Below are 15,542 nucleotides of genomic sequence, written 5' to 3' on the forward strand. Positions count from 1 at the left end.
TTATGGATAAAGAGATTTTGTCCCGTTACTTACAATATTGCTGCCCAATCCTGAGAATGACATAGAGAAATTGCTGCTATTAAAACTTAAAGAACCTGTAGGAGTACAAAGCCCCAGCGCATAACGGCATTGCCCGTAAGCTCCTGTTTTCTTTATAATCTTACTCTCACTTTTCGCTTTTCCTAAACTGATATATCCCCAATCGCTTACATCTGCATTGGAAACCGTAGAACCGGAATAATAAATCGTAATCTGATATCCGGTTTCACCTCTTTTGGAACCCCACAGCCAGCTTGCGGTCCACCATTGCTTATACCAGGTAGAAACTACTTTTGCTGCCTGATTGTTGTTGGATGCTTCCGAATTTCCACGTGAATCCATCATAATAAGACCTCCGAAAATATTGTCCCAGATAATTCCCGAATCTTTGTAAAAACATAGTGTCGTAAATTTTCCGCTTTTGCTGTTCCAAGTTATTTCCATAACATTAATCCCAGGTTTTATTTCTTCAGTGACCACTTCTTTCAATCCCTGCTGAGCTGTTGTCAGGTCATCTCCGTGATATAAATCTCCAATTTTTCCAATCTTTACTGAAGACGGATCCATGATGTTTCCTGTTGCAATAAACTGGTCTTTGTCGGCGATCAGGCTTTTGGAAAGATCAATGCCTTTTTGGGTTGAAATTTTTCCCAATACCTTCACTTCTGCAATCTGCAGATCATTTTTCAGATAAGTTTCAAGGTTTTTACCGGATTCATTCAGTTGAAGTTGTACTGCTTCAGGAACAATTTGAGAGGAAAGAGGAGTAATCTCTTTTTTCAGGTCAGAGGCGGTTATCTTTGCCTGAATTGTTTCCTGCTGATCCATTTCACTGTTTTCATTCTGGCAGCTATTGAATGCCAATACCGATAATACGGCGAAAACTTTAAAAGTAGTCACTAGTTTTTTCATACTATATATTTATTTGATTGTGTATTATAAATATACTGAATTGTTATGTAATTCTCATTGTTTTGAATTAAGTATTTGTTAATTTATAGGTAATAGGGATTAGGGGGAATACTCTGTGAAATAATAATGAAGGTTGATTGAAGTCAATGGTGAATTTTGCTTTGTAAGTGAGTGGTGAATTTTTGAAGGGAGAGTCTAGAATCTAGAGTCAAGATAATGGCAGCCTGGATAGAACCAGTAATAAAAGAAACCAGTAGCGAGAAACAAAGAACTAATAACCAGCAATTCTCAACTAAAAACACTGAACTTCCATTCTCATTTTACAAAATCTTAAAATTTGTTTAAATTTTTAGTTTACCATTCATAAATGCAATAATCTTTTGTAATTTTACAGGATGGAATTAAGCATTGGAGAAATGGCACTCATTGCCATTGCAATCGTTGTATTATTCGGACCGGATAAACTGCCTCAGATTGCGCGTGACCTAGGTGCAGGCGTTAGAAAAATGCGTGGAGCAGTAGAAGATATCAAAACTGAAATTATGAAGGAAACAGATAATCCTGTTTCTGAAATAAAGCGTGAGATTGAAAAGGTGAAAGATGCTGCCAAAGATTTCAACCCGATGAAAGATATCGAAAAAGATATTCTGACGGAACCGGGTACTCTTGCTTCTAATGAGCCTCCAAAACCGAAGCCTGCTGATGATGAGACTTATGAAGGACCTGTAAGCAGATAATCATGGAGGAGATCATTCAGGAAGATAAAAAGGTATTTCTATACCTTAATAATTTGGGCGATTCATCTTTCGATCAGTTTTGGATGCTGATCTCAAGTACCTGGATCTGGGTACCTCTTTATATTATTTTTCTTTATTTTTTATACAAAAATTATCAACTAAAAACTTTAGTTTTTATTCTCATATTTATAGCACTAGGGGCTGTCGTTTCAGATCAGCTGGCCAATATTTTCAAATATGGGGTAGCGAGGTTAAGACCTTGCCATGACCCTACTCTGGAGCATCATATGAGGATTGTGAAATGTGGTGGACAGTTTGGGTTTTATTCAGCTCATGCTTCCAATACCTTCTTTTTGGCAACATATTTAGGTATTTTATTGAAAAAGAAGATTAAATGGTTTCCTTATGCTATATTTGCATGGGCTCTGGTTGTTTCGTACAGCCGAATCTATTTAGGAGTGCATTTCCCAATTGATATTTTGGTGGGGGCGTTTGTTGGATCTTTATTGGGAGTGATATTTGGTGCACTCGCCAAAAAAGTGATCAATAAACAAACTATAACCTCATGAAAAAAACTTTATTATTAGTAACTTCCCTTTGTTTCTCTCTTAATTTCTATGCCCAGGATAAAAAATTGGCCGAAGACTGTTTTAATAAAGCTGACTATAAGTGTGCAGAAGAGCAATACTTAAAACTGGCTGAGAAAGAACAGATTCAAAAATTTCAGTCGGAATATTATGACTATCTCGGAACGGCTCAAAGAAGGCTGGGGAAGACGACTCAGGCTTTTAAATCTTATGATTCTGCGTTAAAAGCAAATCCTATGTCGGTTTCCGTTTATGCCAACCTCTCATCGCTTTACAACCAGAAAGGAAATAAGGTAAAAGCACTGGAATATGTAGAAAAAGGATTGAAAGTGAATCCTGAAACTCCGGATTTATACCTTACCCGTTCCAAAATCTACGACAGCCAGGGAAAAAAGGATCTTGCCATCAAAGACCTTAATCAGATTCTGACTTTTGCACCTGATAATATTTTTGCAAAAACAGGACTAGCCAATCTGAAAAAAAATAATGGTGATCTGGACGGAGCTTTAAAAGATTACAATATACTTCTTTCTGAAAAACCGGAATCATTGCTTTACAACGGCCGTGCTGATGTGTATTTTAAAATGAAAAAATATAAAGAAGCACTTACCGATGCCAATAAAGCCATTTCCATAGATCCCAAATTTGCACAATCTTATGTGAGCAAAGCCATGATTCTGCTGGATACTTCCAAACTTAAGGAAGCCTGCGCAAATCTTGATAAAGCAGTTGCTTTAGGCTACGAAAAAACGGTGCTTACAGATTCCTATGCTAAATGTGGCAAGAAATAAATTGAAATTTATAATCCTGATTATTAAATTAAATCCAAACGAAAATATTAAACCTGGTTTAACTGTTTTTAAAAACGAATAAAGAGATAGAGATGTTGAATATTGTTCTTGTAGAACCCGAAATACCAAATAACACAGGAAATATCGGAAGATTATGTGTAGGAACCGAAAGCAGATTACACCTGGTTCACCCATTTGGATTTGTAATTAATGATAAAAACCTGAAGCGTTCCGGGCTGGATTACTGGGTACATCTCGATGTTTCTGAATATGCAGATATTGAAGAATGGATTGAACAGATCCCTGATCGGTCACGTGTTTTTTTAATGAGTTCACATGCTGAAAAATCATATCTGGAAACCGATTTTCAGGATGGGGATTGGTTGGTTTTCGGAAAAGAGAGTGTGGGACTGAGCAAAGAGGTTCTGGACCGTTTTGAAAATCATCTGACAATTCCTATGTCAAAACTGATCAGGAGTTTTAATATTGCCAATTCTGTTGCTTTTGTAGTGGGTGAGGCAAAAAGACAGATTGGTCTGAAATAAATATCAATACATAAAAGGAGGCTGTCTCAAAAGTCAAACTATTTAACTTTTGAGATAGCTCCTTTGTTTTAATCGTTATGATAAGGCTTACCCTGTAAAATCTGATCAGCACGGTAAAGCTGCTCAACAATAAACAGGCGGATCATCTGATGGGTAAAAGTCATTTTGGATAAAGACATTTTCTCATTTGCTCTGCTGTAAATCTCTTCAGAAAAACCATAAGCGCCTCCAATAAGAATGTGTACTTTTTTCACAGAAGAATTCATCCAGGTATCAATTTTCTGTGAAAATTCACGGCTGGTAAACTGCTTTCCTTTTTCATCAAGAATCACGACCAGATCGTTTTTGTCGATATGATTTAAAAACAATTTAGCTTCTTCCTTTTTAAGAAGGTCAGGAGAGAGGTTTTTGGCGTTTTTAACATCCGGGATTTCTGTGATTTCAAAATTCCAGTGTTTAGGTAAACGGTTGAGGTAGTAATTAATTAGAGACGTAATTTCTTTATCGTCTGTTTTACCGATACAAAGTAAGCTGATTCGCATTGTAAGAAGTTTCAGAACGCAAAGATAGGGCTTCGCAGGGTAATGTTCAAAGTTTTGAGTTTAATGTTGCCGGTTGAGTAGTTGCTGGTTCTATCAAGATTGCCATTATCTTGATTCTTGACTCTAGGTTCTTGGCTCTCTTCAAAATTCACCATTCACTTGCGAAGCAAAATTCACCATTGACTTCAATAGGCCTTCATTACTATTTCACAGAGTATTCCCCTAATCCTTGGGATCTGCCACCTGCTACCTAATTTCCGCCACCTATCACCCTCTATCTTTTCCTTATTTAATTTAATTCCCCTACATTTGTATAAAGACAAACAGATCGATGAGTGTAAAGGTTCCCAAATTTATTTTGAAGATTCAAGAGTTTTTTGACAGCATCCATATTCCTGTTTTGGGAATATCGCTATGGCAGATGTTTCAGATCTATATCTCCGGGATTTTCAAAGGGAAAATTGGTAGAAAAGCAGCTGCTATTTCCTGGAGCTTTACCATAAGTCTTTTTCCGTTTATTCTGTTTCTGCTTTCTGTTTTGCCTTATATGCCGCATTATGATAAACTGCAGTTCTATATTTTTGATGTGCTGATGCATAATGTGTTCCCTTCAAATATGGAAGGAGATGTAAGAGGATATATAGAAAACAATATTATCCCCAATATGAGAGGGATCAGTAATCTGACCATTGTTCTGGCTCTTATTTTTGCCACAAATGGTACATTTTCCCTGATTAATGGATTTAATGAAAATACGGATGAGAAACTGAGTGACGTAAAGGAATTTATTCTTTCATTCTTTATCACAATAGGCTTTATTACCATTGTTTTTTTAGCACTTTTTGGGGTGTACTATGTGGAAGTTGTGATGAAGCTTTTTACACCGGCTTATGATATTTCCTGGCTTGTAGATAACCTCTCCAGTATTATTGGGTTCGTTTCTTTTCCTCTTTTTTATTTTATCCTTCTGACTTTGTTTTACTGGCTGGGCACTGTAAAAATCACAAGATTCCGACAGGCGGTTCCTGGGGCTATTTTAACCACGATACTGTTTGTTGTCACTACTTATATTTTTGCTATTTATGTAAAGGATATTGCAAGGTATAACGTGCTTTACGGATCCATCGGAAGTATGATTCTGCTGATGGTTTGGGTGAATGTGAATGTATATCTGCTTTTATTCGGAAATGAACTGAATATGGCCATCAGAAAGCTCAGAATTGAAAAACTGCTGTCCGATGAAATCCAGAGAGAAACCATACACTATCATACTCAGATTACAGAACCTGACTTTGATGGTGATGAAGAGCATAAAAGAAAACTGGAAACCCGAAAGAAAGATTAATTCTCTTCCAGTTCGGGATTTTCTTTTGAACTTATACTTAATATGGTAAATCCTGCAATAGCAGCTATAAAGGACGCAATCAAAATAGCAAATTTCGCTTCATCCTGAATAGGAATTTCTCCTTTAAAGGAAAGTAACGCAATAAAAATGGACATGGTAAACCCAATTCCGGCCAATAGACCTACACCAATCATTTGAAGCCAGTTGCTGTTTTGAGGCAGAGAACTAAGCTTTAATTTGATAGCAATGAGTGAAAACAGATTGATACCGATCAGCTTACCCAATACTAAACCGCAAATAATTCCCAAACCTAATGTACTTGTAACACCGGCAACCATTTCACTGGAAAAAGTAATATTGGTATTCGTTAAAGCAAATATAGGCATGATCAGAAAGCTTACCGGAATGTGAAGCTGATGCTCCAGTTTTTCCAATGGTGATATTTCTACATTGGAAGCGTTGGTAGGTATTGAAAATGCAAGTACAACACCTGCTATCGTGGCGTGAATTCCGGAGTGATGAAGGAAATACCATAAAAACAGTCCGGGAATAATATAAAATATAGTTTTGGTTACTTTTAAAAAATTTAAAATAAACAGAAGGGCAGTCACTCCAAAAGACAATAAGAGATAGCTCCAATGGATTTGTTCAGTGTAGAAAATAGCAATCACAAGAATAGCTCCAAGATCATCTACAATAGCCAATGCAGCTAAAAATATCTTGATAGAATTGGGAATCTTTTTCCCCAGCATCGAAATAATTGCCAGTGAAAAAGCAATATCTGTAGCCATAGGAATTCCCCAGCCATTGCTGTATTCTGTTCCGGTATTGAAAATACTGTAAACCACTGCCGGAACAAGCATTCCGCCTACAGCGGCAAAAATGGGAAGTGAAGCATTTTTAAAGGATGAAAGCTCACCTTCTACAAGTTCCCGTTTTATTTCAAGACCTACCAGAAGGAAGAATACTGCCATCAATCCGTCATTGATCCAGATGCTGACAGGATATTCCAGTCCAAAAAGATGGGTACCCACTTCCTTGTCTAAAAAATGCTGAAAGTTCTCTGCAGCAGATGAGTTGGCAACAAGCAATGAAACAAGTACACAGAAAATAAGAATAATTCCTGAAGACTGACTGTTGTTGAAAAATTTTTTAAAATAAAGAGATAAATTCATGTTTATGATTGTAGTCGTCTCACTCTTGAAACACCATTAATATTTTTAAGTTTTTTGAAGGTTTCTTCCAGCTGGCCTTTATTTTTAACTTCGAGAATGATATTTCCTGTGAAAACTCCATTGTTGGATTCAATAGAGAGACTTTTCATATCCATTCCCATACTTGCACTGATGACCGTGGTAATATCATTGATCATACCCATTCTGTCAAGTCCTTCAATTTCAATTTTTACTCTGTTTTTGAAGCTTTCAGCATTTACCCATTTGGCAGGAATAACACGATAATCATACTGCGCTCTCAGATTGATGGCATTCGGGCAGCTGTCACTGTGAACTTTAATTCCGTCCGAAATGGTAATAAATCCGAAAATTTTGTCTCCTGGAATCACTGTACAGCATTTTGCATAGCTATAGTTCAGTTTTTCCTCATCTTTCCCAAAGATAATCATGTCAAGATTTTCCTCTTTCGGTTCCTCGAAATGCTGATTTTTTGGCGGAGATTTTCTAAATCTGGAAAGTAAATTGTTAAATACGTTTTTACTTTCAATATATTTTCTCAGGCTGCTGACATCCAATTCGTTGCTTTGGAATTTAAGAAACAGCTCTTGAGAAGATTTTAAATTAAAGAACTTTTGAAGCTTATTAATTTCTTCATCATTGAAATTGATTTTCGCATGACGAAGTTTTCTTTGCAGAATTTCTTTTCCTTCCTCTACCAGCTGATTTTTCTGAGAGTTCAGATAACTTTTGATCTTTGATTTGGCTTTTGAAGTCACTACGAATTCAAGCCAGTCAGATTTTGGTTTCTGATTCTGTGATGAAAGAATATCTACCTGATCCCCGTTTTGAAGGATATAGGAAATAGGAACCAGTTTTCCATTGATTTTAGCTCCCAGACATTTCATCCCTAAGTCAGAATGGACTGAAAATGCAAAATCCAGGGCAGTAGCATTGGTTGGCAGAATTTTAATTTCTCCTTTCGGGGTAAACACAAATACCTCTTTGGAGTATAAATTAAGCTTAATATTATCCAAAAGCTCCGAAGTAGAGAGGTTCTGCTGCTGTTCCAGTACTTCACGGATTTCTGTTACCCATTTTTCAAAGTTTCTGTCATCAGAACTCTGTTTGTAGCCTTCTTTGTATTTGTAGTGAGCGGCAACCCCTTTTTCAGCGATTTCATCCATACGCTCAGAACGGATCTGAACTTCAATCCATTTTCTGTCCGGACCTAAAACCGTTAAGTGTAAACTTTCGTATCCTGTAGAACGGGGCTGGGTAATCCAGTCACGCATTCTTGACGGGTTACTGTGGTATACATCTGTAACGATAGAGTAGATTTTCCAGGCTAAAAACTTTTCATTCTTAGCATCCGATTTATAGATAATCCTGATCGCATAGTTATCAAAAACTTCTTCAAAGGAAACTCCCTGCTTCAGCATTTTTCTGTAAATAGAGGAGATTGCTTTTGCGCGGCCTTTGATTTTAAAGTTTAAGCCTTCTTCACGAAGTCTTTCTGATACTTCTTTGGTAAATTCTTCTATATATCTTTCACGGCTTTCTTTGGCAAGTTCGAGTTTTTCGGTGATCTCGTTATATACTTCGGGACTATTATATTTTAAGGAAAGGTCTTCCAGCTCAGATTTGATGTTGTACAATCCAAGACGGTGGGCCATCGGAGCATAGATATAAACCGTTTCTGAAGCAATTTTTTTCTGCTTATCCGGAGCCATACTTTCCAGCGTCCTCATGTTATGAAGACGGTCTGCAATTTTAATCAGAATAACTCTGAAATCCTCGGATAAAGTCAATAACAGTTTTCTGTAATTTTCAGACTGTACAGAAATATTCTGGTGGTTCATGATGGAGATCTTAGTCAGTCCGTTCACGATACTGGCGATTTTCTCTCCAAAGATTTTTTTCAGATCTTCGTAAGTATAATCGGAATCTTCAATGACATCATGCAAAAGGGCACAGGCAATAGAAGTAGCTCCAAGACCAATCTCTGTCGCTACAATTTTAGCAACAGCAATAGGGTGGTAGATATAAGGTTCTCCGGATTTTCTCCTTTGATCCTTGTGGGCATCCAAAGCGATATCGAATGCCTTTCGGATGAGTTTGTTATTTTCCTCATCCAACGTTCTGTATGTGTTAGAAATCAGGTCCTTATATCTTGCAAGGATCTCTTTATTCTCTTGTTCTAAATCGTAACTCATTTGTGCGCATGCCTATAATAAGACGAAAATACGAAATTTTTTAGTTTTTTCAAACATAAAAGATCCGCAGCATGCACTGCGGATCTCCGGCTATTAGATTTTATATCGATTAGAATTTTACTTCAGAATTCATACCGTCACTTGACGTTTTGATTTTAATATCAGGGCTGTTATGGATTTCAGCTCTGTTTCTTGCGTCAATATACTTTTTAATGGTATCATAATTCGCTTCATTGATGTTCATGTTTTCAAATAAGTAGGATTTCAATGCTGCATTCTGAATAAACGCATTCCGGGCAAGATCAATCTGATTGATATCATTTACGGTAACACTTGCCAGATATTGGGAATTATGAGAACCACTATTAAGGTATACAATATAATCTGAGTTTTCAAATCCTGAATTCTCCAGATCATTTTCCAGTCTTTTGTAGTCGCTGTGATGATCAAATAGTCCAGCTAATATATGTGACATAGTTAATTGGTTTTAAAGTTATGACTAAAGTTAGTAATAATTTTCTGATTATCATTACGTTTAAGGTAATATAATTTGTTAATTAATATTCTTATTTCAATAGACTTGGACGATATTTAAGAATAATTGTTGAACGGGCGTTTAATTTTAACAATTGAATAATATTGGAATCTTTTCATCGGTTTTAGTTTTTATAGTTGTATTTCGTCTCCTTTAGCACTTTGCCATCCATATTAATTACTTTTTCAAGTTGGCCTGCAGTATCATAAACATAATACTCTCTGATACCTGATGGTGGGGTAATAGTCGTCACACCAATAAGCTGATCATAAGTAAATGTAGAGATCTGAGGAGTTCTTCTCGGAAGAGCTTCAATTGCTTTTCTGAAAGTAACCAAATCATTAATTAAGGCAGATTCATTAGCCGGATTAACTGCGTCAGCATTGGACGAATTAACGACATTAGTGATAAGGACATCCGGAATTTCACTTAAAATAATCCCTACAATTTTAGCGATGGGAAGGGTTTTATTATAACCCCAGATAATGACTGTTGAAATTCCATCTCTTGTAGTATACTGGAGTAAATTTCCTTTTTCATCATAATTATCATATGTTACTTCTTTTGAGGTTGTATTTAATAAATCAGTAGAATTGATCTGGTAAGGTAATGCCAGTCCGGAAGTTTTTGTATCTGCATCGGCCTGACTTATTGGATATAAAGACTCCACTTTAGAAATTGTTTCCCCATTCTTTTTGGTTTCTGTTTCTAAAGGAATCCTAATCATATTTTTACTAATCAGTAATTGGTTACCTTTTTCTGAAGCATATTGATAGCTTGTTTCTGTTACTGTATTATCAGGATAGGTCACTTTATTGCGGGTAAGATAATCTAAAGCATTATAAGTATTATCCTGAACTTGTTTTACAGAATGCTGATTCGGATAGTACTGAATTTGCTCTTCTTGAGTCATATTAGTAGTTCCTACCAGCTCAGAATAGCTAATCTGTTGTAAAAATGAACTCACATCGGTTCCAAATGCAGAAGCTGCACCATCACCTCCATTTGCTGCTATAACATATGATAAATAACTAGCATATTTACCACCATACAAATAATATCCTGCCGACCCTTTTTGCTTGGCCTCAAATCCCCCGCCGGTAGAAATCAAATCCGAATTAAAACTATACTGAAATTTTGATTCGGATAAAAGTATATTATTTTGATTATATATTTTTCTGTTGAGCAGATTTCCTCTCATAAAATCATAATTAGGTACAGGAATGAAAGGTGGTTGACCAGAAGGAGAATATAGGTTTGGTTTATCTATAGGAGATGTATATTGATATACCGTTTTTCCTTTATCACTTTCATAAACTGTTACATATTGATATCCTATATCACTGCCTTTCGTTTTTTGTGCAGCAAGATAATCTCTGCTGGAGATTCTGGTAAGTTCTGCTGAAAAATTCTCTGTAGTTATTCCTTGTCCAAAAGCGTATTCCAGAATGGTGCGATAAGATTCATCATAAGAAGTTATAGGTAAGGGAAACACCAGGGCACCAGTGCTTTTTTTAGAATCATTCAGATCTTGGTAATTAAAATTCATAATTCTATCCGGAGTACTCCCATTGTCAGCGGAAAAATATCTGATATTTCCAATGCGGATTCCCCTATTATCAAATAAAAATTTGTAATTATTGGAGTTTCTTACACTATAGGTTGAGTGAAAATTAGACAAGAAATCCGGATAATTATTATTATCTAATTTTACCAGTTTAAAATAATATTCCCCAGCAGATAACTGTCTTTCAACTGAAGTGGGTGCCTGGAGATTTTGATCAAAAGCGCTTCCAAAATCAGCTCCTGGAATGTAAATGTAATTATTCCCTTCCTTTCTGTATATTTTTATCAACCAGCTGTATGGATCTATTTGTGAAGAATTAATATTAATACTTACATTGGTCTGGTTAATAAAACTAAAAGCAAACTTATACCCTTGATTGAAGTTATTAAAAGAGACATCTGTATTATAGGTATCCCAATTTAAGGGGTTACCATCAAAATTTGTGATCTCTTCTGCTCCTGTCGCCTGATCCGAAGTTATCTGCGGTTTATAGCTATAGGTATTGGATTCAAATACAAATTCTACTTTTCCTTTTGTTGGATATACAATTGACTGTAAAACTTCAGCTGAAGGACATTTAGTAAAAGCAAGATTTCCCGCACAGGAAAAAAAGCGATCATTACCTGCTACCAACTCAGGATAAGAAGGAAGTAGTATTCCACTGTCTCCATAATATCCAAAGGTATATTTCTGATTTAGTATATAGCTATTATCTTTTTTATTTTTCTTCTCAACAGAACTTAGAAATAATCTTTTGGAAATTCCCTTGTTTTTGTAACTGTAATTAAAGTCATAGCTTTCATCATATTGTCCATCTTTACTTTTTATAATGACTCTTTTAAGGCTAGGCTGATTAGATCCTACTTCAAAATTACTATCTTGTCTACCATACTCGTACTCAAAATTTATCTTTCCTCTGTCAACCACCTCTATCTCTTGCAGTGATCGTGATTCTGTTCTAGTAGTTGTCATATGATTTTCACTTTTTCTTGGAAGTGAAGATTCATTTGCTATTATACCTGAAGCCTGCTGGTCTATAGTAGACCCATATCGGTTCCTGTACCAAACTCTGTCCGCAGTTACTATTGTTGTAGGATCCGCGTAGCTTAATCTTACAATATCCAGTTCATTTTTTTTGATTTTACTCAGATGATAAGCACTGTTGTAGTTGTTTATCAATGTAGATCCCTCAGTATACAACTGTCCAAATAAGCCCTCCGAACTGGATAGTTTATTCATTGTAGACTTCTCTGTTACATCAAAAATAAAGACATTTCCCTGGTCATCAGTAATCTCAAAGGACAAAGGTTCAAATGCAGACCTGGTATCAACAGTTATACTATGATTAACCTTTATTTTAAGATTATTTTTATCCAACTTCACAGCCTGTAATATATTTCCAACTTTCTTCACAATAAATCTACCAGTATAGTTCATGAAATTATACTGATACAAGTCATATTGTGAATCATATTTATTGCCAAAATAAGTATCAAATGCATATTGATTGATATCGATAAACTGTGAAGCCAGATTCGGATCATCAATAATCATATGAAAATAATTTTTTCTACTTGCAATAGTGCTTGTAAGTTCATCGTAATACATCCCAATTTTTACTTTATTGGCTGAAAGTGAAACAGTCATTTCATCAGGACTTCCCACTACAGTTCTCGAAATAGATCCTCCAGCCAATAAACTCCAGCCTAATCCTACTTCACTTGCTTTTGAATCTGATTTAGCATTATAGATATGATATTTTAATGCTATATTTATTGGGATGTTGGGGATTGATGTAGGTACACTCCCAAGAGGAAAAGATATATCAGGAACCCCTGTATAGTTATTCACCGGAACTTCTTCAAATTTCATCAAGTTTGCTACAGAAGGGGCTGCAGGTATTACATCGGGTAAGTACTGTTTCATGTTTTCAGAACTTAATTTCTGACCGTAAGCAAGGCTTGAACTGAGTAAATATATTGTGATTATCTTTTTTTTCATTTTAATTTATTTTTTAACAATCTTACATTTTTTTTATTCCCATTATTATAATCATGTAAGTTTTAGATTTGGATATTCTGTAAAATCATAACCTTATCCCTGATTAACTTTAGAAGTTTTGTATTGCACTATAAAGTAAAGTCATGGCTTTTTATCTAAAGATTACAACTTATTACTTCAAATAGAACTTCTAGTAATCAGGTATTGCTGATCAATAGTTGTAGTAATTTGGCTAAAAAACTCCTGCATAGAGGATTTGATATTTTTCTGCCATATCATTTCCTGGGCAGAGGCCCAGGGCTGTGCATAAAGTAAATGCACTGATATAGAACTTTTTCATTCCAATGTTATTTTCTAAGTTATTAATTAGGTTATTGAAATTTTGCGAATTTAACACTTTTTAAGATACCAAAATTACTTTAATGCGATATGCTGTAAATCATACTATTAATAATTTGAATCTCATTATTTATAATAAAATTTGTCTTATGATGATGTAAAATTATCTTTATTTAACGACAAAACGTGTCGTAACTTTTTTAAAACACGAAAACCACAAAAAAGCCCCAAAAATAACTTCCGGGGCTTTCATTGGTTAAAAAATTAATTAAATTTAAATTCTTTCGTTTTTGATCTCCTCTACAATTTCAGGATTTAAAAGCGTACTGATATCTCCAAAATTACTGAAATCTCCCTCTGCAATTTTTCTCAGAATTCTACGCATAATTTTTCCAGAGCGTGTTTTCGGAAGTCCGGATACAAATTGTATTTTATCCAGCTTGGCAATAGGGCCGATCTGATCTGAAATCAGCTGGTTGATCTCTTTTTTCAGGTTTTCCTTATCACGTCCTTCTCCGGTTTCTTTAAGCGTTACATAGCCATACAGTGCATTTCCTTTGATGTCGTGCGGATAGCCTACAATAGCAGATTCTGCAACGGCAGGGTGCTGGTTGATACTGTCTTCAATAGGTGCCGTTCCAAGGTTGTGTCCGGAAACGATGATCACATCATCTACACGTCCGGTAATTCTGTAATAACCCACTTCATCCCTCAATGCGCCGTCACCGGTAAAGTATTTCCCAGGGAAAGCGGTAAAATATGTTTCCTTATACCGTTGATGGTCACCCCAGATGGTTCTTGCGATTCCCGGCCATGGAAAGCGGATGCAAAGATTTCCGGTCACCTGGTTGCCTGTAATTTCATTTCGTTTATCATCCATCAGGACAGGTTGTACACCCGGCAATGGGAGAGTGGCATAAGTAGGTTTCGTTGGGGTAACAAAAGGAAGTGGTGAAATCATGATTCCTCCTGTTTCAGTCTGCCACCAAGTATCCACAATCGGGCATTTTTTCTTTCCAACATGATCATTGAACCAATGCCATGCTTCATCGTTGATAGGTTCACCCACGGAACCAATTACTTTCAGGGAGCTCAGATCATGTTTATCTACCCATTCTGCACTTTCTTTCGCCAAAGAACGGATGGCTGTAGGAGCGGTATAAAACTGAGTGATTTTATGTTTTTCAATGACTTCCCAGAAACGGTCCGGTTCAGGATAAGTAGGAACGCCTTCAAAAATTACGGTGGTAGCCCCATTTAATAAAGGTCCGTAAAGAATGTAGGAATGTCCCGTAATCCACCCGATATCTGCAGTACACCAATAAATATCATTTTCTTTATAATTGAATACATTTTTGAATGTATAAGCGGTATACACCATATAGCCTGCACAGGTATGAAGCATTCCTTTTGGTTTTCCTGTAGATCCTGAAGTATATAAAATGAAAAGCGGGTCTTCAGAATCCATAATTACGGTGACAAAATCAGAAGAAGCTTTCTCATACAAGTCAGCCATCCAGTGATCTCTTCCTTCTTTCATTTTAATCTCGTTGTGAGTTCTCTTGACTACAAGAACGTTTTCAACTGTTGGTGTTTTTTCCAAAGCATCGTCAACAATACTTTTCAGGTCAAGAACTTTATTTCCTCTGTAACTTCCATCCGATGTGATTACCATTTTTGCCTCACAGTCATTTACCCTTGAAGCTACTGCGGAAGCTGAGAATCCTGCAAAAATCACAGAATGTACTGCTCCCAGCTTTGCACAGGCAAGCATTGTAATAGCCAATTCAGGGATCATGGGAAGATAAATACAGACTCTGTCTCCCTTTTTAATACCCATATCATGCAAAACATTTGCTGTTTTATTCACGCGGGTATATAACTCCTGATAAGAAATATGCTGTGCTTCTTCCTTTGGATCATTGGGTTCCCAGATGATGGCTGTTTTATCTCCTCTTACGGCAAGATGTCTGTCGATACAGTTTTTGGTAATATTCAGTTTCGCGTTTTTGAACCAGGTGATTTTAGCTTCATTCATATCGTACTTAACAACCTTGCTCCATCGTTGGTACCACACAAAATTTTGATCTGCTACCTTATCCCAGAATTTTTTAGGATTTTTGATAGACTTTTTATAATCTTCAAAATACTGTGGTAAATCTTCTATTAAGTAATTTCTCATATCCCTTTCGTTTTTGAAATTTGAATTTATTT

The 15,542-nt window shown here is 36.0% G+C and carries 12 protein-coding genes; 5 read left to right on the top strand and 7 right to left on the bottom strand.

The window, feature by feature from the left end:
* Complete coding sequence (locus ACTJIP_RS08185; RefSeq protein WP_440704342.1) at positions 1 to 951, bottom strand: hypothetical protein; 951 nt, start codon at positions 949 to 951, stop codon at positions 1 to 3.
* Positions 952 to 1,346: 395 nt separating this feature from the next.
* On the opposite strand from ACTJIP_RS08185, the gene ACTJIP_RS08190 reads away from it, so the two are divergent.
* The 4 genes from ACTJIP_RS08190 to ACTJIP_RS08205 all read left to right on the top strand — a co-directional run bounded on the left by ACTJIP_RS08190 (position 1,347) and on the right by ACTJIP_RS08205 (position 3,611).
* Positions 1,347 to 1,688: a Sec-independent protein translocase subunit TatA/TatB gene (locus ACTJIP_RS08190; protein WP_047376773.1), complete on the top strand. Its 342-nt coding sequence runs from the start codon at positions 1,347 to 1,349 to the stop codon at positions 1,686 to 1,688.
* Positions 1,689 to 1,690: 2 nt separating this feature from the next.
* Entirely contained in the window at positions 1,691 to 2,257 is a 567-nt protein-coding gene (locus tag ACTJIP_RS08195; RefSeq protein WP_077414924.1) for a phosphatase PAP2 family protein, read from the top strand.
* Positions 2,254 to 3,066 (top strand): tetratricopeptide repeat protein, encoded by an 813-nt coding sequence (locus ACTJIP_RS08200; protein ID WP_440704343.1) that lies wholly within the window; start codon positions 2,254 to 2,256, stop codon positions 3,064 to 3,066. Before ACTJIP_RS08195 ends, ACTJIP_RS08200 begins: the two co-directional genes overlap by 4 nt.
* A 92-nt stretch (positions 3,067 to 3,158) precedes the next feature.
* Positions 3,159 to 3,611: a tRNA (cytidine(34)-2'-O)-methyltransferase gene (locus ACTJIP_RS08205; RefSeq protein ID WP_077414920.1), complete on the top strand. Its 453-nt coding sequence runs from the start codon at positions 3,159 to 3,161 to the stop codon at positions 3,609 to 3,611.
* 68 nt (positions 3,612 to 3,679) lie between these two features.
* On the opposite strand, the gene ACTJIP_RS08210 is transcribed toward ACTJIP_RS08205, so the two are convergent.
* Positions 3,680 to 4,153: a 23S rRNA (pseudouridine(1915)-N(3))-methyltransferase RlmH gene (locus tag ACTJIP_RS08210; protein ID WP_047376769.1), complete on the bottom strand. Its 474-nt coding sequence runs from the start codon at positions 4,151 to 4,153 to the stop codon at positions 3,680 to 3,682.
* Positions 4,154 to 4,484: 331 nt separating this feature from the next.
* On the opposite strand from ACTJIP_RS08210, the gene ACTJIP_RS08215 reads away from it, so the two are divergent.
* A complete protein-coding gene (locus ACTJIP_RS08215; protein ID WP_077414918.1) occupies positions 4,485 to 5,498 on the top strand; it encodes a YihY/virulence factor BrkB family protein in 1,014 nt (337 codons plus the stop codon).
* Here ACTJIP_RS08215 and nhaA read toward each other — a convergent pair.
* The 5 genes from nhaA to acs all read right to left on the bottom strand — a co-directional run bounded on the left by nhaA (position 5,495) and on the right by acs (position 15,540).
* Positions 5,495 to 6,673, bottom strand: coding sequence for a Na+/H+ antiporter NhaA (gene nhaA / locus ACTJIP_RS08220; RefSeq protein ID WP_440704344.1), 1,179 nt, complete (start codon positions 6,671 to 6,673; stop codon positions 5,495 to 5,497). The two genes, ACTJIP_RS08215 and nhaA, sit on opposite strands and share 4 nt — an antisense overlap.
* Positions 6,674 to 6,675: 2 nt before the next feature.
* Positions 6,676 to 8,886, bottom strand: a complete 2,211-nt coding sequence (locus ACTJIP_RS08225; protein WP_047383590.1) for a RelA/SpoT family protein — start codon at positions 8,884 to 8,886, stop codon at positions 6,676 to 6,678.
* A gap of 109 nt (positions 8,887 to 8,995) precedes the next feature.
* Entirely contained in the window at positions 8,996 to 9,361 is a 366-nt protein-coding gene (locus ACTJIP_RS08230; RefSeq protein WP_077414912.1) for a hypothetical protein, read from the bottom strand.
* Between the two features lie 184 nt (positions 9,362 to 9,545).
* Complete coding sequence (locus tag ACTJIP_RS08235) at positions 9,546 to 12,989, bottom strand: hypothetical protein (RefSeq protein ID WP_440704345.1); 3,444 nt, start codon at positions 12,987 to 12,989, stop codon at positions 9,546 to 9,548.
* Between the two features lie 613 nt (positions 12,990 to 13,602).
* Entirely contained in the window at positions 13,603 to 15,540 is a 1,938-nt protein-coding gene (gene acs, locus ACTJIP_RS08240) for an acetate--CoA ligase (protein ID WP_228408752.1), read from the bottom strand.
* Between the last annotated feature and the right edge of the window lie 2 nt (positions 15,541 to 15,542).

Origin of the sequence: Chryseobacterium sp. 22543 (assembly GCF_052044565.1) — a bacterium.
In the GTDB taxonomy this organism is placed as follows: domain Bacteria; phylum Bacteroidota; class Bacteroidia; order Flavobacteriales; family Weeksellaceae; genus Chryseobacterium.

What these genes read in the sequence shown, in the direction of transcription:
- ACTJIP_RS08205 (WP_077414920.1), top strand. Translation starts at nt 3,159, where the DNA reads ATGTTGAATATTGTTCTTGTAGAACCCGAAATACCAAATAACACAGGA.
- ACTJIP_RS08225 (WP_047383590.1), bottom strand. Translation starts at nt 8,886, where the DNA reads ATGAGTTACGATTTAGAACAAGAGAATAAAGAGATCCTTGCAAGATAT.
- ACTJIP_RS08185 (WP_440704342.1), bottom strand. Translation starts at nt 951, where the DNA reads ATGAAAAAACTAGTGACTACTTTTAAAGTTTTCGCCGTATTATCGGTA.
- ACTJIP_RS08215 (WP_077414918.1), top strand. Translation starts at nt 4,485, where the DNA reads ATGAGTGTAAAGGTTCCCAAATTTATTTTGAAGATTCAAGAGTTTTTT.
- ACTJIP_RS08190 (WP_047376773.1), top strand. Translation starts at nt 1,347, where the DNA reads ATGGAATTAAGCATTGGAGAAATGGCACTCATTGCCATTGCAATCGTT.
- ACTJIP_RS08200 (WP_440704343.1), top strand. Translation starts at nt 2,254, where the DNA reads ATGAAAAAAACTTTATTATTAGTAACTTCCCTTTGTTTCTCTCTTAAT.
- nhaA (WP_440704344.1), bottom strand. Translation starts at nt 6,673, where the DNA reads ATGAATTTATCTCTTTATTTTAAAAAATTTTTCAACAACAGTCAGTCT.
- ACTJIP_RS08195 (WP_077414924.1), top strand. Translation starts at nt 1,691, where the DNA reads ATGGAGGAGATCATTCAGGAAGATAAAAAGGTATTTCTATACCTTAAT.
- ACTJIP_RS08235 (WP_440704345.1), bottom strand. Translation starts at nt 12,989, where the DNA reads ATGAAAAAAAAGATAATCACAATATATTTACTCAGTTCAAGCCTTGCT.
- ACTJIP_RS08230 (WP_077414912.1), bottom strand. Translation starts at nt 9,361, where the DNA reads ATGTCACATATATTAGCTGGACTATTTGATCATCACAGCGACTACAAA.
- ACTJIP_RS08210 (WP_047376769.1), bottom strand. Translation starts at nt 4,153, where the DNA reads ATGCGAATCAGCTTACTTTGTATCGGTAAAACAGACGATAAAGAAATT.